The organism is Paenarthrobacter sp. AR 02 (assembly GCF_021538675.1).
Classification (GTDB): domain Bacteria; phylum Actinomycetota; class Actinomycetes; order Actinomycetales; family Micrococcaceae; genus Arthrobacter.
The window spans coordinates 828,319-849,910 of sequence record NZ_JAJUKH010000001.1 but is presented as its reverse complement, the minus strand read 5'-3'; the positions used below and the strand labels follow the sequence as shown (position 1 = coordinate 849,910).

General features: G+C 63.3%; 24 protein-coding genes. 6 read left to right on the top strand and 18 right to left on the bottom strand.

Annotation, left to right across the window (positions count from 1 at the left end; genetic code table 11):
* Positions 1-39: 39 nt before the first annotated feature.
* Entirely contained in the window at positions 40-666 is a 627-nt protein-coding gene (locus LRQ04_RS03980; RefSeq protein WP_235517830.1) for a TetR/AcrR family transcriptional regulator, read from the bottom strand.
* Positions 667-766: 100 nt separating this feature from the next.
* Here LRQ04_RS03980 and LRQ04_RS03975 point away from each other — a divergent pair, with 100 nt between their 5' ends.
* Positions 767-1,087: a hypothetical protein gene (locus LRQ04_RS03975; protein ID WP_235517829.1), complete on the top strand. Its 321-nt coding sequence runs from the start codon at positions 767-769 to the stop codon at positions 1,085-1,087.
* Positions 1,088-1,140: 53 nt separating this feature from the next.
* Here LRQ04_RS03975 and LRQ04_RS03970 read toward each other — a convergent pair whose 3' ends face one another.
* From LRQ04_RS03970 to LRQ04_RS03945, 6 genes are all read right to left on the bottom strand, one after another.
* Positions 1,141-1,464, bottom strand: a complete 324-nt coding sequence (locus LRQ04_RS03970; RefSeq protein WP_235517828.1) for a hypothetical protein — start codon at positions 1,462-1,464, stop codon at positions 1,141-1,143.
* A gap of 116 nt (positions 1,465-1,580) precedes the next feature.
* Positions 1,581-2,075 carry a GNAT family N-acetyltransferase gene (locus LRQ04_RS03965; RefSeq protein WP_235517827.1) on the bottom strand — a complete coding sequence of 165 codons (495 nt, stop codon included), beginning with the start codon at positions 2,073-2,075 and terminating at the stop codon, positions 1,581-1,583.
* Positions 2,076-2,105: 30 nt separating this feature from the next.
* Positions 2,106-2,972 carry an AraC family transcriptional regulator gene (locus tag LRQ04_RS03960; protein WP_235517826.1) on the bottom strand — a complete coding sequence of 289 codons (867 nt, stop codon included), beginning with the start codon at positions 2,970-2,972 and terminating at the stop codon, positions 2,106-2,108.
* A gap of 125 nt (positions 2,973-3,097) precedes the next feature.
* The gene (locus LRQ04_RS03955; RefSeq protein ID WP_235517825.1) at positions 3,098-4,072 is read right to left on the bottom strand and encodes a ribokinase; all 975 of its coding nucleotides are present in this window, start codon (positions 4,070-4,072) and stop codon (positions 3,098-3,100) included.
* A complete protein-coding gene (locus LRQ04_RS03950) occupies positions 4,069-5,511 on the bottom strand; it encodes an MFS transporter (protein ID WP_235517824.1) in 1,443 nt (480 codons plus the stop codon). The genes LRQ04_RS03955 and LRQ04_RS03950 overlap by 4 nt, the downstream gene beginning before the upstream one ends.
* Positions 5,511-6,536, bottom strand: a complete 1,026-nt coding sequence (locus LRQ04_RS03945; protein WP_235517823.1) for a nucleoside hydrolase — start codon at positions 6,534-6,536, stop codon at positions 5,511-5,513. The genes LRQ04_RS03950 and LRQ04_RS03945 overlap by 1 nt, the downstream gene beginning before the upstream one ends.
* A gap of 186 nt (positions 6,537-6,722) precedes the next feature.
* Between LRQ04_RS03945 and LRQ04_RS03940 the strand changes: the two genes are divergently transcribed.
* Complete coding sequence (locus LRQ04_RS03940; protein WP_235517822.1) at positions 6,723-7,751, top strand: LacI family DNA-binding transcriptional regulator; 1,029 nt, start codon at positions 6,723-6,725, stop codon at positions 7,749-7,751.
* Positions 7,752-7,763: 12 nt separating this feature from the next.
* On the opposite strand, the gene LRQ04_RS03935 is transcribed toward LRQ04_RS03940, so the two are convergent.
* Together LRQ04_RS03935 and LRQ04_RS03930 are read right to left on the bottom strand one after the other, a co-directional pair.
* Entirely contained in the window at positions 7,764-8,117 is a 354-nt protein-coding gene (locus LRQ04_RS03935) for a hypothetical protein (RefSeq protein WP_235517821.1), read from the bottom strand.
* Positions 8,118-8,152: 35 nt separating this feature from the next.
* On the bottom strand, positions 8,153-8,776 hold the full coding sequence (locus tag LRQ04_RS03930; RefSeq protein ID WP_235517820.1) for a LysE family transporter: 624 nt from the start codon (positions 8,774-8,776) through the stop codon (positions 8,153-8,155).
* A 659-nt stretch (positions 8,777-9,435) separates the two neighbouring features.
* On the opposite strand from LRQ04_RS03930, the gene LRQ04_RS03925 reads away from it, so the two are divergent.
* The gene (locus LRQ04_RS03925) at positions 9,436-10,527 is read left to right on the top strand and encodes a DNA polymerase IV (protein ID WP_235517819.1); all 1,092 of its coding nucleotides are present in this window, start codon (positions 9,436-9,438) and stop codon (positions 10,525-10,527) included.
* A gap of 27 nt (positions 10,528-10,554) precedes the next feature.
* On the opposite strand, the gene LRQ04_RS03920 is transcribed toward LRQ04_RS03925, so the two are convergent.
* The 7 genes from LRQ04_RS03920 to LRQ04_RS03890 all read right to left on the bottom strand — a co-directional run bounded on the left by LRQ04_RS03920 (position 10,555) and on the right by LRQ04_RS03890 (position 16,743).
* Positions 10,555-11,538 carry an aldo/keto reductase gene (locus tag LRQ04_RS03920; RefSeq protein WP_235517818.1) on the bottom strand — a complete coding sequence of 328 codons (984 nt, stop codon included), beginning with the start codon at positions 11,536-11,538 and terminating at the stop codon, positions 10,555-10,557.
* A gap of 72 nt (positions 11,539-11,610) precedes the next feature.
* Entirely contained in the window at positions 11,611-11,928 is a 318-nt protein-coding gene (locus LRQ04_RS03915) for a hypothetical protein (protein ID WP_235517817.1), read from the bottom strand.
* Positions 11,929-12,015: 87 nt separating this feature from the next.
* The gene (locus LRQ04_RS03910) at positions 12,016-13,470 is read right to left on the bottom strand and encodes a C40 family peptidase (protein ID WP_235517816.1); all 1,455 of its coding nucleotides are present in this window, start codon (positions 13,468-13,470) and stop codon (positions 12,016-12,018) included.
* Positions 13,471-13,651: 181 nt separating this feature from the next.
* The gene (locus tag LRQ04_RS03905; protein ID WP_308194883.1) at positions 13,652-14,851 is read right to left on the bottom strand and encodes a DUF6596 domain-containing protein; all 1,200 of its coding nucleotides are present in this window, start codon (positions 14,849-14,851) and stop codon (positions 13,652-13,654) included.
* 24 nt (positions 14,852-14,875) lie between these two features.
* Positions 14,876-15,235: a YciI family protein gene (locus tag LRQ04_RS03900; protein WP_235517814.1), complete on the bottom strand. Its 360-nt coding sequence runs from the start codon at positions 15,233-15,235 to the stop codon at positions 14,876-14,878.
* Between the two features lie 110 nt (positions 15,236-15,345).
* Positions 15,346-16,161: a methyltransferase domain-containing protein gene (locus LRQ04_RS03895; protein ID WP_235517813.1), complete on the bottom strand. Its 816-nt coding sequence runs from the start codon at positions 16,159-16,161 to the stop codon at positions 15,346-15,348.
* A 69-nt stretch (positions 16,162-16,230) separates the two neighbouring features.
* Positions 16,231-16,743, bottom strand: a complete 513-nt coding sequence (locus LRQ04_RS03890) for a MarR family winged helix-turn-helix transcriptional regulator (protein WP_235517812.1) — start codon at positions 16,741-16,743, stop codon at positions 16,231-16,233.
* A 165-nt stretch (positions 16,744-16,908) separates the two neighbouring features.
* Between LRQ04_RS03890 and LRQ04_RS03885 the strand changes: the two genes are divergently transcribed.
* The gene (locus LRQ04_RS03885; RefSeq protein WP_235517811.1) at positions 16,909-19,083 is read left to right on the top strand and encodes an MMPL family transporter; all 2,175 of its coding nucleotides are present in this window, start codon (positions 16,909-16,911) and stop codon (positions 19,081-19,083) included.
* Between the two features lie 20 nt (positions 19,084-19,103).
* Here LRQ04_RS03885 and LRQ04_RS03880 read toward each other — a convergent pair whose 3' ends face one another.
* Positions 19,104-19,898: a hypothetical protein gene (locus LRQ04_RS03880; RefSeq protein ID WP_235517810.1), complete on the bottom strand. Its 795-nt coding sequence runs from the start codon at positions 19,896-19,898 to the stop codon at positions 19,104-19,106.
* A gap of 114 nt (positions 19,899-20,012) precedes the next feature.
* Here LRQ04_RS03880 and LRQ04_RS03875 point away from each other — a divergent pair, with 114 nt between their 5' ends.
* Positions 20,013-20,426, top strand: a complete 414-nt coding sequence (locus tag LRQ04_RS03875; protein ID WP_235517809.1) for an arsenate reductase ArsC — start codon at positions 20,013-20,015, stop codon at positions 20,424-20,426.
* Positions 20,427-20,450: 24 nt separating this feature from the next.
* Positions 20,451-21,428 (top strand): thioredoxin-disulfide reductase, encoded by a 978-nt coding sequence (gene trxB / locus LRQ04_RS03870; protein WP_235517808.1) that lies wholly within the window; start codon positions 20,451-20,453, stop codon positions 21,426-21,428.
* 14 nt (positions 21,429-21,442) lie between these two features.
* Here the strand turns inward: trxB and LRQ04_RS03865 are convergent, their stop codons facing one another.
* Complete coding sequence (locus tag LRQ04_RS03865) at positions 21,443-21,592, bottom strand: hypothetical protein (RefSeq protein WP_235517807.1); 150 nt, start codon at positions 21,590-21,592, stop codon at positions 21,443-21,445.

Here is a 21,592-nt window from a genome sequence, read left to right as displayed (position 1 = left end):
GTCACTTTTCGTGTCAAACCTGTCACAAGGTCGCTGGAGTCAGGCTGTTGCCGCTTCGGTTGTTGCCGCTTCGGATGCCGCCGCTTCGGCGGCCAGCGCGGCGGCCATCAAGTGGACGGTACGTACGACGGCGGCGCGTCGCCTTTCGGTGCGGCCCGGGTTATCGCCGGCCATCAGCCCGTCGAGAGCCGGCAGCACGGGAGCGGAATCGCACAGGCTGACGATGGTGATGAGGAGATCACCCGCGTCCTCCCGCGAGATGCCGGGGAGCGCTGCAATGGTGCTGTTGACCTTGGATGCGCAGTTGGCCATCCGTTTGGGTAGGCCCACAACGTCGGTTCCGCGTTCCAATCCCTCCCAGAACAGCAGTCGCGGGGCAGTGGCATCCACCTGGTGGTGATCGAAAAGCCTCCCGGCGTAATCAGCCATGGCTTCAGGGCCGGAGCCCTCGATGGGGACTTCGTCCATGAGGTTGGTCAGGGCGGTGACAATCACGGCGTCGAACAATGCGTTCTTGTTGCCGAAATACTGGTAAATCCGTTCCTTGTTGACGCCGGCTTCGGCAGCGATCCGGTCGATGCGGGCGCCAGCCAGTCCGCGCGTGCAAAATTCTGTGGTTGCTGCACTGAGCAGCAGCCCCTTGGTTCGCTCCGTGTCCCAGGCCATGCAGTCATCTTAGCATTTTCCAACTAAGTGGTTGTAATTTCCTGATGGCCGGGGTTATGGTGATTCCAGTCAATTGCAACTATCTGGTTGGAGAAACCTCATGACCATCGAAGCCACTACAGAACAGGCCACGCCTACCCGCGTCGAGCCAGCAACGCCAGTGCCCCCGAAAGCCCCCTCGGTCCACATGCGGGCCCTGATCACCTGGCTGGCAATTTTCCCGCTGGTTTCCATCGGCATGCTGCTGCTGGGCCCCATCATGGAACCCTTGCACCCCGTGCTTCGCGCCTTGATGCTGACGGCTCTGGTGGTTCCCGCTGCGGTATACGTTGTGGTTCCCCGGCTCATGGCCGGTCACGGCGCACTCAGCCGCAAGGCAGCGGAACGCTCAAGCCAACGCGCTGCCCGCCGGTCCGCCTAAGCGGCGTAGCCGGAGGTTGAGCTGGTGCCCGGCGGAGCGCGGCGCCGTCGGTCCTACTTGGAAGACGGACTGTAGTCGGGGTAGTACCGCTGGATCTCTTCGACTTTCAAACCGAACTCAACCATGCGTTCAAGGGACATGAGCGAACGGATTTCCTCGTCTGAGGACCCGGTGCTGTTCCAAGGACCTATTGTCTGGTAGCAGAAGTCATTAGGATCGTTGAGCTTGGTGGCGTTGTAGCACTCCGGGTGACTTTTCTCGCTCGCCCCTGCGGTCACGGCCCGCGAGGGTGAGGAAGCGACAGCCCACGCAAATCCGAGTCCAATTATTGGCGCAATAGCCAAGGCTGCGATGGCAGATTTGGTTCGTTTATTCATGGTTCCCCCAAGTTCCCGATGACTTGGAGAGCCTATAGCAAAGGAACGTGAAACGAGAGTCGGGAAGCGGGCCGGCGGTTGAATCCGACGCAGCTTTGGCCGGAAGCCGCAGGCCGCTAAAGGACGGCCTCCATGCACAGAAGGCGTGGCCGGTCTTCCCAAGATGGAACGGGAGCGAAACCACGTTTCGCGTACATGCGTATTGCATCGTCCCGCCAGTCCCAGACCGTCAGGCGGATAGGAAGATCCCTCTGTTTCATGGCGGCATCCATCAAGGCAGAGCCCACGCGGTGTCCCCGTGCGCTGGGTTCAACCCAAAACCGCTTGATCTCGCGCGCCTCTGCACTCTGCTGCACAACCACGATTCCGACCGGCAGATCGTCGAGTTCAGCGAGGTAAACAGCCGCGCTCCGGTAGGCCAGCTCAGGGGCGTCGACTTCTTCGCGGTAGCGTCCGGGGAGCGCCGCGTCATCGAAGATGCCGCCCAAGTGCTCGGCCTTCTCGCGCTCGGTCTGCATGAGATACGCCTCGACCAGCCGACTCACCGCCCCGGCATCGGCTCCGCTGAGATCGGCTGGTCGGACGGTGTTCACTCCTGATCCGCTTGCCATGGTCTTATTCTGCCAAAGGCCCGGTGTGCACTAGGAACGTTCGATCGGAAGCCAAAGTTCGCAGGTGGCTTCGCTGAAGTCGGCGGTGCGATCCAGTATTGCCACCATCGAGGGCCCGGGGCGCAGCCGCCAGGGATTGGATGGGAACCAATCGGTGGCCGTGGCGGCCCAGGTGGATTGCAGGACCTCCGGATAAGCCCCTTCAGCGTGGAACACTGCCCAAGTCCCTGCAGGTACCTTGATCACGTCAAGTTCTTCGGGCACCGTTGCGGTTTCGGTGACCACGACGCCGTGAAGGTAGGTCAAGTCGCTGCCCTCTTTGTAGTCGGGGTCGACGTCGGCGCTCACCTGGAGCAGGCCCTTAGGGTCAGTGCCGCTCAAGTCCTTAAGCCGGGCGTGTTCTTCCACTGGCAGTGAGGCGATGTGCGCCTGAATGTGGGGGTTGGGGCCGTGGTGGATAAGCGGCACACGAACAGAATGGCCTGCCAGCCGGAATGCCGGCCGGTCCACGATGCGGGTTTTCATGGTGGTGTTCCCTTCAACGGTCAGGTGGAACCTGAGCTGCGGTTGCGTATGAAGGGGACCGCCGTTCCGGCGTATATGGCCGGGGCCCACGCCGTGTACTGATCGGAAGGCCCGGTTAAAGGCTTCGGTCGAGCCGTAACCGTAGCGCACCGAGATCGCCAGCAGACCGTCTTCTCCCAGAACATCCGTTGCAGCCACGGTCATGCGGCGTCGTCGGACGTACTCGGAGAGCGGCAGACCGGCCAATGCCGAGAACATCCGCCGGAGATGGTACTCCGTCATGCCCAGGCTGACCGCCACAACATCAATGTCGATCTCCTCGGAGAGGTGGCCCTCGATGTAATCGACCAGTTGGTTCAGTGCTTGAATCACGGTCCCCCCTTCGGTTTCAAGTCTGCACGGCCGGCGTACCCCGCACCCTACTATTGCGGTCCGAAATCGTCACCAGCGGGCCACCGGCCATCGGCCGCCGGTCGGCGGCCCGCTGGTCAGGTCACTCAGCCCAGGCCTGCCTGCTGTCGCAGTTCCTCAACCTCCGCGGCACTCGGGTACGCGGCCTGCGTGCCCTTCTTCGTGGCAGCAAGCGCGGCTGCCACTGAAGCGAACGCCGCGGCATGAGCCAGGGAATCTCCAGCTGCCAGGCGCGCAGCGACAGCACCTGTAAAGGCGTCGCCGGCACCGGTAGTATCCACGGCCGTGACGCGGGTGGGCTCAACCCGGGTGATCCGATCCTCGCCGCGAGCCAACGAGTCCAGCACCACAGACCCTTGGGCGCCGAGCGTCACCAGAACGCGCTGCATCCCGCGGTCCGCAAACCGGGTCCGGACGGGTTCCCAGGCGCCCGCGTCCGCGTTGGCGGAAGGGATGCCTGCCTCGTTGCCCAAGAACAGCGCGGCCTCGTGGGCGTTCACCAGCAGGACGTCGCTCAACCGCACCAATTCCTCCGGCACCTCAGCGTAAGGCGAGAGGTTCAGAAGAACCGTTGCGCCGGCGTCGTGCCCTGCTTGGGCCGCCGCGACAACGGTGTCCGTGCCGACCTCCAGGCAGAGGCAGACGACGGCGGCGTTGCTGAAAGCAGCGGGTTCGACGTCGGCAGGGGCCAGGGTGCCGTTGGCGCCAGCCGAGATGATGATGCTGTTTTCGCCGCTGCTGTCCACCGAAATCACGGCCACGCCGGTGGCTGTCCCGGACCGACGGACGCGGGACACGTCCACCCCGGCGCTGGCCGTTGAATCCAGGAGCATGGTGCCGTTGGAGTCCTCACCTACCGCGCCGATCAGGCTGACGTCGCCGCCGAGCTTGCTCGCAGCCACCGCTTGGTTGGCGCTTTTGCCGCCGGGATTGACTGCGAATCCGTTACCGTGAACGGTCTCGCCGGGATTGGGGAGCCGGTCCGTGTAGATGGTCAGGTCCGCATTGAGGGAGCCGACGACGACGATTCCCGCCTTGGGTGCGTTGGCTGAGGTGCTCATGCGGTGACCTCATCCTCTGCCGAGACCTCGGCTTCAACCGGCTTGGGGATCAGCAGGGACGCTGCGAAGGCCGCAAGGGTAATGGCGAGTCCCACCACAACGACAGTCAGGTAGGACGCCTTGGCATCGCCCAACGAGGCTGTAGCCACCAGGACGGCGGGGAGTACAAGGAAGCTCAACCCGGCGCCGAGGTTGAAGGCGCCCGCGTTCATGCCGGGAAGGAATCCGGGGTTTCCCTTGGGAGAGAGCACAACGCCAAGGCCATTGAGCATGATGTTGACCGTACCGGCGTACATGATGCCCAGCAAGGCGGTTCCGACGATCATCATGGGCAGGCTGCTGAGGCCGAAGAACGCGATGATGGCCAGGGCTACGATGCTGCCGATCATGCCGATGCGCAGGACCTTGGTGTATCCCAGCACAGGGGCCAGGCGGCCACTGACGGGACCGAAGACCCACCCCAGGAGGGCGTACGGCGTAAGGATCATCAAGGACATCTCGGTGGGGCCAACGCCGAAACCGGGCTCTGCTGCCTGAACGTAGGCGGGAACGATGCCGTTGATGACCGCGAAGATGCCGGTCATGGTCAGCGTGGTGGTCAGCAGCGGAGCCCAGGTGGAACGCTGGCGCAGGTGCACGGTTTCCACCATGGGCTGCTTGGCGCGTTTCTCAACGGTCCAGAACGCGTAGAACGCGACGGCGGCAATCACCGTGAGGACGATCGCGAGGGTCAGGGTGCCGGAGTCGAAATCCGTGGCCAGTTTGGAGCCTTCGTTCAGGGCCGTCAGCAGTGCGCCCACGGCGATCACGATGAAGAAGACGCCCAGCCAGTCCATGGTGGTGCCCGCAGCAGGCTTGCTTTCAGCGGCCAGGACTGCGACCAGGGCGGTCGCCACGACGGCCAGCGCCACCATGAGCCAGAAGATGCTCCGGAAGCCGAAGTTCTCAGCGAAGTAGCCACCAACAAAGGAGTCAACACCGGCCACGCCGCCGTTGACCGCCGTGATGAGGCCCATGAGGGTGCCGTATTTGCGCGGGTTGCTGACCGCAGAGCGGAGCATGATCAGGCACAGCGGAACCGTGGGACCGCTGACACCTTGGATGATGCGGCCCACGAACAGCCACGTGACATCGGGGGCCAGGGCGGCGATGACGGAGCCCACAGCCATGAGGAGCATCATGCCCACCAGGATCTTCTTGCGTCCCACGATGTCGCTGAGCCGGGGGAGGAAGAGCGAGAACAGTGCTGCGGCGGTGAAGAACCAGGTCTGGGAAAGCCCGATGGTTGCTTGGTCGGTCTGGAGCTCGTTGCCCATGGTGACCAGGGCGGGGCTGAGCATGGAGGCGTTGAGTTGGAAGGCAACGCAGGCGGCCAGCAGGGCCACCATGAGCGCGGTGACGTTGCCGCGGGTGGACTTGGTCTCGGCGAGGGTGGACATTACTTTGCCTCTCCTGCCAGAACGGCCTGGGCCGTAGCGTCAACAGTGGTGGCGTCAGCGCCGCCGTCGAGCGTTGGCTCGCCAATCCTGACGATCGCGTCGGTGACAAGATCCCAGAACTTCTTGTGGTCCAGGTCCACGGCCACCGAGGTGTGGCAGTCCTCCGGCGCCGGGGCGCGGAAATCGGCTACAGTCATGCCGAGCGTGAGCTTGCCTTGGAGTTCGATGTCCACGGGGACCTTGCGGGTGGTCATGACGGAGGGATCGATCACGTAGGCCACGGCGCAGGGGTCGTGGACGGGCGGGAAGTCGAAGCCCTGGGCATCCTTGTAGGTCTTCTGGAAGAAGTCCATCAGCTCCATGACGAACTTGGCGGGCTTGGTGCCGATCTTTGCGATGCGCTCCACCACCTCGTCCGTTGCCAGAGCCTGGTGCGTGAGGTCCAGGCCCACCATCACTACGGGCCACTTTTCGTTGAACACGATGTGTGCGGCCTCGGGGTCGATGATGATGTTGAACTCCGCCACGGCGCTCCAGTTGCCCACGTGGTAGCCGCCGCCCATGAGGACGACTTCCTTGACGCGTTCAACGATGCGCGGTTCCTTGCGGGCTGCCATGGCGATGTTTGTCAGGCCCGCTGTGGGAACCAGGGTGACCGTGCCCGGCTCATGTGCCATGACCGTTTCAATGATGAGGTCGACGGCGTGGCGCGGGTCCAGCTCGATGGTGGACTCGGGCTGCTCCGGACCATCCATGCCGGAATCGCCGTGGATGCTGGGGGCGGTTTCGATGGTGCGGACCAAGGGACGGTCGCAGCCGGCAGCGAAGGGAACGCCGGTGATGCCCGCGATGGTGGCCACTGAAAGGGCGTTGCGGGTGACCTTCTCGAGGGTCTGGTTGCCCACCACCGTTGTTACTGCGAGCAGTTCGATGTCCGGGTTGCCATGAGCCAGCAGCATTGCCACAGCGTCGTCATGGCCAGGGTCGCAGTCAAGAATGATCTTCTTGCGGGTGTTGGGATCCACGTTTCTCTCCACGTCATTGGGGCCTGCCAGGTACTTGCCCGGGGCAGGGCGATAAGCATTCAGGGGTGATTCTGGCACTGCGAAGGGTGTCGCGTCAAACGCTTAACGTGATTGCCGTGGTCACTGCGTTAAGCGCTTGATGCCTTCTCGCAGGTCAGGGCGGCATAACAGCGCTACGATCGATGCATGGAATCCCTGGAACGGCGCCATGCCCGCGCGCCACGAGTGACCGCCGCGATGGTGGCCGCCCGGGCGGGTGTTTCCACGGCGACCGTATCGCTGGTGGCCAACGGCAAGACGCAGGGACGCGTCTCCGACGACAACATCTCCCGCGTTCGTACCGCCATTTCCGAGCTTGGTTACGTGGTGGACAGCATCGGCAGTTCGCTGGCCCGCGGCGTGAGCTCCATTGTCATTCTGGTGACCCCGGACGTGTCCAACCCGTTCTTCGCCAACGTGATCGCAGGCGTGCGGGAATCGCTGGGCGCCGAATACCAGTTGCTGCTGTCAGTGGCAGACTCCGGGGAATCGCCACAAGCCTCCGACGTGCGCAAATTGCTGGCCCTCCGCCCCGCTGGCCTGCTGGTGGGCGCTCCCAGTGCCGAATTCCTGGAAGATCTCTCCGCGGCCGGACCCCTGGTGCTCCTGGATGCGCCCGGACTTGAAAGTTTCGCACCATCCGTCAACCTCGACGTTGCCCAGGGTGCCCGCGAACTTGCCCGGCACTTGGCCGCCTCCGGGCACACGAGGGCGGCGTATGTGGACGGCATTACTGGAACGGAAACGTTCAAGTTGCGCCGGGACGCTTTCCTGGAGGAAGCCGCTTCGTTGGGCCTGTCCGTCTCACAGGAGCACATCATCAGAACAGCGATCGACGTCGGTGCTGCCGCTGCCGCTTTCGCCGACGCCTGGCCGGGCTGGCAGCGCGAGGGGGTGACCGCCGTCGTCTGCGGTACCGATACGCATGCTTATGGACTGCTGCAGGAGGCGCGCGTGGAGGGGGTCCGCATCCCCGATGAGCTGGCGGTGGCCGGCTTCGATGACCTGCCCTATTCGGCCACCAGCAACCCCAGCCTTACCAGCGTCCACCTGCCAGCGACCCCCCTGGGACGCAAAGCGGGGGAGCAACTGCGCGGGCTCATGGAGGGCCTCGAGTTGTCGGAACCGCATGTAACCTTGGAGAGTTCGTTGGTAGTGCGGGGTTCTACTTCGTAGGAAGCCCGGAAATCATCGCAACAGTGGGCGAAGCTGTTCCTCCGTCACAGGAAGCGAGACCGTGAAATAGATTTGGGGAGCGGTCATGTCGCCCCAGTCGTCCTTCTTCACCCGGACCGAGGAGGGCGTGACTTCCGCAATCCGCACGCGCAGCCAGTTGCCGTCGTCGAGCCTCAATTCGTGGGGATCGGCCAGGTAGCGCAAGCCAAGGTCATCGAGGACTTCCTCCGCGCTCAACCAGTCCACAACCTCGGTCCGCGGACGGCCAAGCAAATCAATGGCGACGAACCCATCGGCCACGGGTTTCATCCATCCAACATGCTCGCCGTCATCCGCGCGTCGGTGCTCGATCCAGTTCCACTCCATGCCTCCGACCGTAGCATTCGCCCTGGCTGCGGGGGCTAGTGGATGACTGCCAGCAGAATGCCCACCAGCACGAACAAGCAACCGAAAATGCGGTTGAGGATCATCTGGCCACGTTGGTCGTGGGTGAAACGCTGGAATGAGCGGGCTGCCAATGCGAAGAAGAACCACATCACCATGATGTCGATCGCCAGGACGGTAGCGGTCAGCACCACGTATTGCTGGACCAGCGGCTGGTCGGGGCGGATGAACTGCGGCATGAAAGCCAGGAAAAAGACGATTGCTTTTGGGTTCAGCAGATTGACCCAGACGCCCCGCTGGAACATGGAGAGGGCGGGTTCGTTCTTCATGTCTTCGACCTGCTCTTCGTCCAGATCGGGTTTCCGAAGGAACTGCCGGATGCCGAGGTACACCAGATAGGCCGCGCCCGCGTAGCGGATCACGTTGAAGATGACAGGCGAGTTGGAAACCAGGACACCAACACCGAGGGCAACGATCAGGATGTGGATGACCAATGCCACCTGCTGGCCCAGGATGCCCCAGATGGAGCGTCGGAAGCCGGAGTTGAGCGAGTTGCTCATGGTGAAGATTGCCCCGGCGCCGGGAGTGAAGCTGATCAGCGTGCCGGCACCAACCAAGGCCAGCCAAAGAGAAAATTGCACCACCTCAGCTTATGCCGGAAGGGGCGGGATCAGGACGCGTGGTTCCGCCCGAGCGCAGCAGCACGCTGCCGGGACGGTGGCCGCCAGACATTGCTGGCGGCCACCGCTCCCGGTTAGGGGATGTTGTGCCAGAACCACCGGGCAACATCAACGACTAGTCGGATGATGTTAACCGCGAGGTTCCAGGCGCCCCATGGTTCCACACGTTTGCGTTTGGAAATCATGGTGGGCACCTCCTCCCGAAGGAACAGGGCACGGCCGCACGCTCCGAGGGCACAACTGTCGTTGCGCCCAAGTGCGTGGGGCCATAAACTCAAAGGGTGATGCTTGAGGTTCTATGGCCCTCTTGCCGCACCAAATGAGCGCACCGCGCTGAACATGGACTCGATTGCCGTCGGGTCCATTGTTCGTTACGGCCCACAGGACTTTCTCCTGATCCCCCAACTCTAGAGGCATGTGCTCCTATTTACGGACCTCTGGGATTCATTCACGGTGCACTGTGGATTGAGGCGACAATCTATGCGCAGGGGCGGGATCAGGACGCGTCCCGTTACCACCCACATTCGCCCGCCAGAGCGGGAAACGCGCCCGAAAAAGGTTGACTTCACCGGCAACCGATCCCAAAGCAGGTGGTGGAGGTACAGCCAAGGCCCGGGGCCATGGGGCAGACTGATCCCGTGAGCGGAATTCCGTGGGTGTTGCACGTAGATCTCGACCAGTTCATTGCAGCGGTCGAGATACTCCGGCGGCCCGAACTTGCGGGCAAACCGGTCATTGTGGGCGGCAGGGGAGATCCCACGGAACGGGCTGTGGTGTCCACGGCATCCTACGAAGCAAGGGCCTTCGGTGTTGGCTCAGGGATGCCCCTGCGGATTGCGGCCCGGAAAGTCCCCGACGCCATCATCCTGCCAGTGGACCAGGAGGCCTATCTGGCGGCTTCAGAGGTGGTGATGGAGACCCTCCGGGAACAGCCGGGCGCAACTGTTCAGGTGCTCGGCTGGGACGAGGCTTTCGTCGGCGTCACAACGGAGGATCCCGAAGCCTACGCGCGGCAGATCCAAAAAGCCGTCCTGGAACAGACCCGGCTTCACTGCAGTATCGGCATCGGGGACACCCTGGTCCGCGCAAAGAATGCCACAGACTTCGGCAAGCCGGCAGGGATGTTCAGGCTGACCAAGGAAAACTGGCTGGAGGTCATGGGGGACAAGCCCACCAAGGATTTGTGGGGCGTCGGAAGCAAAATCTCACAGCGCCTCGCGAAGCACGGCATCACCACGGTGAACCAACTCGCCGCAACCGACCCGCAGGGGCTGGTCCCGGAATTTGGCCCCAAGATGGGGCCTTGGTACGCGCAGTTAGGTCGCGGCGAAGGTGCCACCGAAGTGGACGACACCCCGTGGGTTGCCCGCGCCCACGGCCGCGAGACCACCTTCCAGCAGGACCTCACCGAGCCGGAGCAAGTGGAAGCCGCCGTCAAGGAGCTGACCGCCCGAGTCCTTGAGGATGTTGCGGCCGAGGACCGGCCAGTGGTGGGCCTTACGCTGAAAGTCCGTTACAAGCCGTTCTTCACCAAGACCTACGCGAGGAAAATTCCCGAGACCTTCAGCCGCGACGAAGTCCTGGCCCAGGCCTTGGACCTCACCGGAAAAATCGAACCGGACCGCCCCATCAGGCTCCTTGGATTGCGCGCCGAAATGGCCATGCCGGACGACGCCCGGAAGGGACACACCCCCACCAGGAGTGGCTGGTAAAAACCACGCCCGACGGCGGCCCGGCGGCTACCAGCGCGGGTGAATCGCTTCGCGGAAGTAGCGGTCGTAGATGTCCCGGACCCCGTCGGCCAATCCCGCACCGACCACCGGCATTTCTCCGGCCTCGGCGTTGACGCGCGCCTGCTCGGCGGACCGTGCTCCGGGGATCACGGATGTGACGCCGTCCTGTGCCACGACCCAGGCGAGGGCCGCTTGGGAGGTGGTGACGCCGTCGGGAACCAATGCACTGAACTCCTGGGCGGCTTTGACGCCGGTTTCGAAGTCGACACCGGAGAAGGTTTCGCCGACATCGAAAGATGATCCGTCGCGGTTGTAGTTGCGGTGATCGTTAGCCGGGAACTCAGTTGCGGCCGTGTATTGTCCGGACAGCAGGCCTGAGGCCAGGGGAACGCGGGCAATGATCCCCACGTTGGCCGCTTTCGCGGCGGGCAGCACCTCATCGAGGGGCTTCAGGCGGAAGGCGTTGAGGATGATCTGCACGGAGGCGGTGTTCCCGCGCTTGATGGCTTCGAGGGCCTCGTCTGTCCGTTCGACGCTGACCCCGTAGTTGCGGATGGCCCCTTCGCTGACCAGCGTGTCCAGTGCGTCGTAGACTTCGTCGCGGCTGTAGACGGCGGTGGGCGGGCAGTGGAGTTGGACGAGCTCCAGTGTGTCCTGTTGGAGGTTGCGCCTCGACCGGTCTGTCCATGCGCGGAAGTTCTCAAGTGTGTAGTTTTCGGGCACCTGGTCCACGCGGCGGCCCATCTTGGTGGCCACGGTGATATCCAGACCGGGGTTGGCGCGGAGGAATTTTCCGATGATTTCCTCGCTGCGGCCATCGCCGTAAACGTCGGCAGTGTCGAAGAATGTGACGCCGTGGTCTACGGAAGCCTCAAGCACAGCAACCGCATCCGCTTCGCTGACGTCTCCCCAGTCGGCCCCGAGTTGCCAGGTGCCGAGCCCTACTGTTGAGACGGATCGGCCGGTCTTGCCAAGTATGCGCTGTTCCATGGGTTCGACTATAAGGGTTCTTCCTTTGTTAGCGCTGCCATTTTGCCTGAAGACAACGCCGCTCCGGGATCCTTAGCTCGGGGAACGCCGATTGCGCGCTTGGCGGCCCAGCTGAATGAACCCATAAACGAAAGCTGCTTGCACAAGCACCATCAATCCCAGGAGCAGCCACTGACTCCGGGCGATGAAGACTACGGCGCCTGTAACTACCAGCGTGGTTCCCAGAACAAGGGCATACACGGCGAATCCGAGGGCGACTTTCGCGCTGCGCACACCCGTTCTGAAACCGAAACCCGCAGGTTGGTTGTTTGGATGGCCGCCCATGGGATCGGGGCGGGCAGGTTTGAGGTTGTCGAATTCTGCCCAGAGGTCCGGGTCCGGATTGCTCATGACTTCATCATCCCGCAGCCTTCCGCGGTTTGGTGAACAAACCCAGGCATGGGACGGTCGATGTCTGCGGCAGCCGTGAGCCGATGCCTAGTATCTGGCCGCGAAGGGGTAGAGCTCCATACCCACCATTGAACTGATGTTCGAGACCGTGATGCCTTCCTGGGGGTTCAAAGCCTGCACTACCTGCCCGTTCCCCAGGTAGATTGCCACATGGTAAAAGTTGGACGGCGAACCCCATACCAGGAGGTCTCCACGGCGCGCCTGTGACAGCGGGACGTGGACCGGGGCTGCGGCATACTGCTGTGAGGCGGTGCGCGGTAGTCGCATCCCGGCGGTGCCAAAGGCGGCCTGCACCAGTCCTGAGCAGTCAAAGCCGTAGGGTCCGGTACCGCCCCACTGGTAGTAGAACGGCGAACCGACCTTACCCAAGGCGCTGGAAATTGCTGTTTCGTAAGACCCGCTCGATGGCGGCGCAGGCGCCGGGGCAGGTGCGGGCGCGGGCGCAGGTGCAGGTGCCGGGGCGGGCGCTGGCGCTGGCGCAGGTGCCGGGGCAGGTGCTGGTGCAGGTGCAGGTGCAGGTGCAGGTGCCGGAGCGGGCGCTGGAGCGGGTGCTGGCGCAGGAGCGGGAGGCGCGGCGGGACCCTGGACTGGGGCTGCGGGAGCCGGTGCGGCGGGCCCAGGCGCATCCGGCGGCGTTGCCTGATCCCGGGCGGCCTGATCCTGCTCTGCCTTGCCGGCACTGGCGGTCAATGCCGCGAGCCGTGCCTCTTCGCGCTGCCGGTCCAGAGCATCCACTCTGGCCGCCTCAAGCTCAACAGTGGTGTTGCGGAGCTGGGCCAACTGGTCCACCAAAGTGGTCCGCTGCGCTTTTGCGTCGGCCACTACCTTGACCTGCGCCGCGTTGGCCTGTTCGGCCTGCGTTTTACGCTGTTCGGCTGTCTTGGCCGCGTCGTCCGCGGCTTTGGTGGCGTCATCCGCAGCTGCGGAGAGGGACTTGGATGCGGCGGCGGCGCCGATGGCAACTTCAAGATCGCGGTTTCGCCTGGCTGAGAGGGCCTCCAGCGTGGCGGCCTGCTGGAAGCTTTCACTACCGCCGGCCAGCGTAACGAGTGCGGGATTCACTCCACCGTTGCGGTACAGGTCACCGGCGATCTGTCCCACTTGTTTGCGCGTCCTGTCCTGCTGTTCCCGGGCGGCAGAGGCTTGGGCGCGGGCTGTGGAGGCGGTTTTGGTCCTTTGCTGCAGCTCCACCAGGGCCTCGCTGTAGGCGTTGTTGGCCTGCATGGCAGCCGTAGAGGCTGCCTGCTGGTTAGCGGCCGCGTCTGCGAGGATCCGCTCAATGGAGGCGACCTGGTCCGCCGTCGCCGCTTCACTGGCTTTGGCCGCCGCGATTTCTTCGGGCGAGGGCACGTCCGGAGATGCCCGGACAGTGAGGGGCACAGTTGTTGCGGGTACAGCCGCTGAGGGAGTTACCACTGCCCCGGCGAGTACGACGACGGCGCACAGTACCGCGGCCCCGCGGGCGGATCGGGATAAAGCCATGTAAAGAAACCTCGAAACGGGACGGGGGAGCGAGGTTCTGGAGGAGGCACGACTGCGGCCCCTCAGATGCTCCCGGCAGTCCTGAGGTTACGTGAGCACTTGCACATTGGCAACAGCAGTCACACCAGTAACATAAACCACAACGTTGTGATTTCGGCGGACACTGCGGGCGTGTCGTAGATCACGCCCCGCCGGTATCCAGCCCTGCCACCTTTCCCATCAGATACCGCCGCTCCGGGAGGCTTCCGGCTTTGGCGGCTGCCGCGAGGTAGGCGTTCCGGGCTCCGGCGCTGTCTCCGGCGAGCTCATGAAGATGTCCCCGAACAACATCAAGCCGGTGGGATTTCCCCAGCGCCGAATCGAGACCATCCAGCAGGGCGAGTCCAGCTGCAGGGCCCTTCACCATCGCCACAGCAACGGCACGGTTGAGGGTCACCACGGGACTGGGAGCCATCTTCTCCAGAACCGTATACAGGGCCAGGATCTGTGGCCAGTCGGTCGCGGCGTCTGTGGCGGCTTCGGCATGCACCGCGGCGATCGCAGCCTGCAGCTGGTAAGGGCCCGGACGGGTCCGGCCCAGGACCGAACTCAGGAGGGCAATGCCGTCCTGGATCTGTTGATGGTTCCACAGGCTCCGGTCCTGCTCCGCCAGCGGCACCGGAGTCCCGTCAGTCAGCGTCCGTGCCTTCCGACGCGAATCCGTGAGGAGCATCAGCGCCAGTAAACCGGCGACTTCCCCGTCATCAGGCACGGCCGCCATCAGCAACCGCGTTAGCCGGATCGCCTCTGTGGTGAGGTCTTCGCGCTGGAGTGAGGCCCCGGAACTGGCCGCGTAGCCTTCGTTGAAGATCAGGTACAGGACGTGGAGTACGACGCCGAGCCTCGCCTTTTGTTCGGCAGGCGGCGGCATGGTGAAGGTTGCTCCCGCCTTCTGGATTCCTTGTTTTGCGCGGCTGATGCGTTGTCCCATGGTGGCTTCGGGGACAAGGAAAGCTGAGGCGATTTCCGCCGTCGTGAGTCCTCCAACTGCCCGCAGCGTCAAGGCGAGTTGCGACGGGGCAGAGAGCGCCGGGTGGCAGCAGAGGAACATCAAGGTCAGGGTGTCGTCCGCCCCTGATACTGAGGTGGACTGGGTATCCATGGCGTGGAAATGTTCCTCACGGGAACGCCGTGCGCTTTCGCTTCGGTAAAAATCCACCAGGCGCCGGTTGGCTACAGCCATCAGCCAGGCTTTTGGTTCTCGTGGCAGCTCTGCAGGCCACTTCAGCGAAGCCTCCAGCAGGGCTTCCTGGACCGCGTCCTCACAGGCGTCGAACTGCCCGTGCTTGCGTGCCAGCACGCCGAGGACCTGCGGCGCCAGCGTGCGCAGCAGGTCCTCGATTCGTTCGTGCGGTGGGAGTCCCAGTCAGACCTCCGGCGGCCCATCGGCGAGGGCACGGAGCTCCACGACCTGGGAGTACTTCACAATGCTGGAACAGATCTCCACGGCGCGTTCCTCGCTGGCGACATCAATCACCCAATAGCCCACCAGTGACTCTTTGGATTCGGCGTAGGGGCCGTCCGTGGTGATCACGCCGTCGGGTGTCTGCTTGACCAGTTTGGCTGTGCTTCCGTCAGTCAGGCCAGCGTTGAAGACCAGTTCGCCGGACTCTGTCAGATCCTTGTCGATCTGGATCATGAACCCGATCATTTCCCGGATCCACTCAGGGTCGGCGGTTTCCATCATGCCCTCAGCCGACCCGAACATCATGATCATGTATTTCATCTCAAACTCCTTATGAACGGCACCCCGTGCGGGTGCTTTCATCCATGGGTCGGAACCGCCGTGGACATTTCTACATGGTGCGGCAAACTTTTCCGGAATCTTTCGGATTTTTATGCGCGGGCGATCACCTCACCGTTGGGAATGAGGAAATAGCCATCCTCCGTGGCACCCCACCGGTGCCAGCCCGCGGCGATCCGGGCAAGATCGGCTTCGTTTGCCAAGCCGTATTCAAGAGCCTGTTCAGCGAAAGCGGAGTGGAGCACACGTTCGCTCCAAACCCGGGATTGCCAGGCGCGCTGCTGGGCGGTGGCGTAGAGCCAGTTGCTGCTGGTGGGTGCCACCTGGGTGAATCCGGCTTGCTGGGCCCATGAGACCAAGCGTCGGCCGGCATCGGGTTCTGCTCCGTTGCGTCGGGCGATCTTCTGGTACAGCTCCATCCAATCGTCGAGCTCCGGGACTTCCGGGTACCAGCTCATGCCATGGAAATCGGCGTCGCGAACCGCGACGATGGCTCCGGGTTTGGCTACTCTCCGCATCTCCCGGAGCGCCGCAACCGGGTCCGTCAGGTGCTGAAGGACCTGGTGGGCGTGGACGAGGTCGAAGCTCTCATCCTCGAAATCGAGGTCATAGATGTTGCCGGTCTGGAAGCTCACGTTGTCCACGCCACGCTCCGCGGCAAGTTCGGTGGCCTGGGCAACGATGTCAGGTGAGCGGTCCAGGCCGATCACGTGGGCGGGCGCAACCAGCCCGGCGAAATCGCACGTGATGCTCCCCGGTCCGCATCCGACGTCGAGCACTGACGTGCCAGGGGTGAGGTGCGGTATGACGAACGCCGCCGAATTCTCGACCGTCCGTGAGGCGTGGGCCCGGACAACCGACTCGTGGTGCCCGTGGGTGTAGACATCTTCAGGCTGCTGCGCGTTCATAGGCAAACGCTACCCAACCGGGTGGCATTATTTCGCGTTTTGAGCGCTGAAAACGCGGACTAATGCGAGCTAGTTGGATTGGGGGTGCGTGGCTTCCTCGCGGGCAGCCATCGTTGCTTCCACCATGTCCGTCATGAAGCGGCTGACAAGGTCCAGTTCCTCGGCACTGTAAGCGGCCATGGCCTTGCCCATTCGGAGGGCCAGCGGCATGAACATGGCGCTGCCGTCGCGGTAGGCCTTGGGCGTCATATGGAGCTGGACCTGCCGACGGTCAGTGCCCAGCCGCTCCCTGACAACGTGCCCGGACGCATGGAGCCTGTCGATCAATGCCGTCGTGGCAGGGGAACTAAGCCGGAGCTCGGTCCGCAGGACGCCAGGAGTGACCACCCGGCCCGCGGCGGAGTGGCGCATGATCACGGCGAGCGCATTCAAGTCCGTGCGGTGCATGTCGTTGCGTCCGCCGGCTGCGTCGACGTAATGGTTGGCTTCGAGTGTGAAGTCCTGGAGGAGCCGTACGAGTTCCTGCGGGGCTGCGTTCTCGGGCCTGCCGGCGTCATGGCGCGGAGCTGATGGGTCAGACATTGCGCCCTCCTGCCAGCGTTCGTCTCTTGTTTACTGCCTTCCGGATATTACTCCCAGCTGCCACAGATTCCGGCATCAGTTGATGAGCACTCTTGGAATAGTTCCATCATAGAGATAATCTATGATGGAATAAAGCCCTTGATCATCCCTGGAGAAGAAGGACATATGAACGCGCAGAAAGTACCGTTCTGGCTGAGATGGCTGGTACCTGTGGTGCTGGTCATCACTTGGCTGGGTATCGCCGGAATTGGCGGCCCGACGTTCGGCCGGCTCAGTGAAGTGTCCTCCAACGACCAAGCCTCCTTCTTGCCTGCCGGCGCCGAAGCCACCGAGGCCGGTGAGTGGCAGGCCAAGTTCAGGGATTCGGAAGAGATCCCGGCAGTGGTCATCGTCGAAAACGACGCTCCTTTCACCCCCGCCCAGCTGGCTCAAGCAGCCAAGCTCAAAGGCGACATTGAGGCACTCAAGCTGGGGAGCGCCGTCGTCGGCCCCATCCCGTCGCAGGACAGCAAGGCTGTTCAGTTCATTGTCCCCATGGCGTCCTCGGACGAGCTGAGGGAAAAGGTCAAGGAGCTGCGCGACGTGGTTCAGCCGGGGGCTCCGGATGGCATGAAGGCGTTCGTTACGGGGCCCGCCGGGCTGACCGCGGACCTTGTGAATGCGTTCGGCGGGATTGACGGCATCCTGTTGCTGGTGGCCCTGGGGGCAGTGTTCGTGATCCTGCTGCTCGTCTACCGGTCCGTGGTGCTGCCTCTGGCGGTACTCTTCACGTCGGTGTTCGCGCTGTGCGCAGCGATCCTGCTGGTCTTCGGTATGGCCAAGCTCGGCTGGATCCAACTCAACGGACAAAGCCAGGGCATCCTGTCCATCCTGGTGATCGGCGCAGCCACCGACTACGCGCTGCTGTTTGTGGCACGGTTCCGTGAAGCGCTGACGCACACCACCAACCGCACCCGGGCCGTCATCACTGCGTGGAAGGCTTCGTTTGAGCCGATTCTCGCCTCCGGCGCCACGGTCATCATCGCCCTGCTCTGCCTCCTTTTCTCCGACCTCAACTCGAACAAGGCGCTGGGGCCCGTGGCTGCGGCCGGCATTCTCTGCTCCCTGTTTGCCGCGCTCACGCTCCTGCCGGCCCTTATGGCACTGCTCGGACGTGCAGCCTTCTGGCCCTTCCGGCCCAAGCTACTGCCCGACGACGAACGCGAACCCGAGCTTGTTACTGGCCTGGAGGGGCAAAAGGGTCTCTGGAAGGGCGTTGGAACCCTCGTCTCCAAGCGCCCCCGGGTGGTCTGGATCGCTTCGGTTCTCCTGCTGCTTGTAGCGTCCGCGGGCGTGCTGCAGCTCAAAGCCAACGGCGTCCCACAAACCGACGTCATCCTGGCCAAGTCCGATGCTGTGGACGGCCAGGACGCGCTGGCGCGCCATTTCGACGCCGGCAGCGGCAGCCCCGCCGTCGTGGTCGCCTCCCAGGGCGCCGCGCAGCAGGTCCTGGACAAGGTCAAAGCGGCCGACGGCGTGGGTGACGCTTACTTCCTGGCTGACGGGAACGTGCCGATCACCGGAGCTCCGGGCGCCCCCTCCGAACCGGCAGTCCGCGATGGCAGGGTGTTGATCAACGCCACGTTGAACTCTGCAGCCGACTCGATCGAAGCCGAGAACGCCGTGAAGGCCCTGCGAACCGAAGTCCGGGACGTTGACTCCCAAGCCCTGGTGGGCGGTGTGACCGCCACTGCGTTGGATACCAACACCACCGCGCAGCGTGACCTGGTAGTCATCATCCCGGTAGTCCTGGTGGTCATCCTGTTCATCCTGATGCTCCTGTTGCGATCCGTGGTGGCGCCCGTACTGCTGGTGCTCTCCGTGGTGCTTTCTTACGCGGCAGCCCTTGGCGTCTCTGCATGGGTGTTCAACGGGATCTTCAAGTTCTCGGGAGCTGATGCCACTGTGCCGTTGTTCGGGTTCGTGTTCCTGGTTGCGTTGGGGGTGGACTACAACATCTTCCTGATGAGCCGGGTCCGCGAGGAATCCCTGAAGCACGGAACCCGCCCCGGTATCCTCCGTGGGCTGGCCGTCACCGGTGGCGTCATCACCTCCGCAGGCGTGGTGCTGGCCGCGACATTCGCGGCTCTGGGCGTCATCCCCATCATGTTCCTGGTGCAGCTGGCGTTCATCGTGGCATTCGGGGTGCTGCTGGATACGGTGCTGGTCCGATCGCTCCTGGTGCCCGCACTTGCGTACGACATCGGGGCCAAAATTTGGTGGCCCAGCAAGCTGGGACGGTCCTCTGGCGAACCCGTAGTCCGGGCGCCGGAGGAGGAACAAGCATCCGTCGGGCGGTAGGCGCCGGTGATCGCCGGTCTTCAGGCGACTTGCTTCTGCTTTGCCTTAGCCGGTGACTTTCGCTTCCGTTTCCGCCGCCGCTTGGCTTGAATGTTGAACGGTGGGCGGGGTTCGCCGAGCCGCGGACCCCGCCAATAGCGCCCACCCAACAGGATGCCGCCCAGAACGCCGTACGCCCACACAAAGGGAAGGGCTAACTGGCCGGTATTGCTGCCCAGGAAAACCAGGAGAAAGAATTCAACGGGTATGACCAGAAGGAGCACGTTCCTGGTAGGTAGCGACGGCGGGAAGCGGAACATTGCCCAGCCGGCAACCAAGGAGCCAATCAGAACGGCGCCGACGCCCGGTGTCGGCGATTGCAGGCCGAAATGGGCGACGCCAATCGCGAGCAGGACAACGGCGCAGGCCGCGTTGATCAGTGCAAGGCGCCGGCCGCCGGTAAAGCCTTCACCGTTGCGTTCCCGCTTCTGCGTCACCTCGGACCCTGCGCGCTTCCCGGACCACGTGTGGCCGCCCGCGATTCCGCCGGCGAGGATTCCCAAGAACCATGAGCCGGCCGCCAATGCTCCCAAATCATCCTTGACGGAAATCAAGGAAAAGAAGATCAGGCCGATGGCGAAATGCATCACCGTTGATGCGCGGCTCGATCGCCAGACGACACGAAACAGGAAAGCCGCATACGCCGCGCCCAATGCAAAGAAAACAGACGCGGGGACGAGGTCGTCGTGGGCCACCCAAACAAACAATGCCACGATAGCCGCGATCATTACGGCATAGACCAGCCGCACATTTGCCGCGGTCGATTTTTTCGTCACAACAACACCCCCGCGTACAAGGATAGGTGACGTAACCGGGCGCACGGGGAGGACCGAGCTTGACCGATGGCCTGGCGCGCACCCACGATTTAGTTGTTACCGTCAGGAGAATCAATGACCGGCAAGAAGCCGTCCGTACTGTTCGTCTGTGTGCACAATGCAGGGCGCTCTCAGATGGCTGCCGCCTTCCTTACCGCACTCTCCCAAGGCGCCATTGAGGTCCGGTCCGCCGGCTCACAGCCAGCCGACACCGTGAACCCGGCTGCGGTCGAGGCCATGTCGGAGCTGGGGATAGACATGTCCGCCGAAGTCCCCAAAGTCCTCACTACTGAGGCCGTCAAAGAGTCCGACGTCGTCATCACCATGGGTTGCGGGGACGAATGCCCGTACTTCCCCGGGAAACGTTATGAGGACTGGGTTTTGGAGGATCCCGCAGGGCAGGGCGTGGACGCCGTCCGGCCCATCCGTGACGAGATCCGGACACGTATTGAAAATCTGATCGACTCGTTGATCCCCGCTGCCAGTTAAACACGACCACCAGGAGCGTCTCCCATGAGTAACGAACAACTGATCATCATCGGGTCCGGTCCTGCCGGTTACACGGCAGCCATCTATGCTGCACGCGCTGGTTTGGAGCCCTTGGTCCTGGCCGGGTCTGTGACTGCCGGCGGTGCGCTCATGAATACCACCGAGGTGGAGAACTTTCCCGGCTTCCCGGCCGGCATCCAGGGCCCCGAGCTCATGGACAACTTGCAGGAACAGGCCGAAAAATTCGGGGCCCGCATAGTGTTCGACGACGTCACGTCGGTATCGCTGCAGGGTCACCTGAAGAGCGTGGTCACCGGCGGCGGCGAAACCCACGAAGCGCCGGCCGTCATCCTTGCCACGGGCTCTGCGTACAAAGAGCTTGGGTTGCCCGAGGAAAAGAAGCTCAGCGGACACGGCGTCTCCTGGTGTGCCACCTGCGATGGATTCTTCTTCCGCGAACAGCACATCATCGTGGTGGGCGGCGGTGATTCCGCCATGGAGGAAGCGACCTTCCTGGCTCGATTTGGGAAGTCAGTGACCGTCGTCGTGCGTAAAGGTGAACTTCGCGCTTCCCGGATCATGGCGCAGCGGGCCAAGGACAACCCGAAGATCAGCTTCGCCTGGAACTCGGCCATCACCGCAATCCACGGAGATACCAAGGTCACAGGCGTGACGCTCAAGGACACCCGAACCGGAGAAACCCGCGAGCAGGAGGCGGCGGGCATCTTTGTCGCGATCGGCCACTTGCCGCGGACGGAACTGGTGGCCGGCCAGGTGGAGCTCGACGCCGAGGGCTACATCAAGGTTGACTCACCCACCACGTGCACCAACCTTTCGGGCGTCTTCGCCTGCGGTGATGCCGTTGACCATCGCTATCGCCAAGCCATCACCGCTGCGGGAACGGGATGTGCTGCGGCGTTGGACGCTGAGCGCTATCTCGCCGCCTTGGAAGACGCAGCCAGCATAGCGACGGCGCTGGTGGAGGAACCGACGCATTTCTAGGTGGGCTTGGGCAGTTACTTGGTTTCGTTCGGGTGGTGAGTGTGCACTTGTTCCAGATAGACCACTTGTTCCACGACGAAGAACCAGATTCTGGCGTTGCCCTTGAGCGTTGGCTTGTGCTGCCAGCGCTCATACGTCGAGCCGTTGTGGGTGACAAGCCCCAA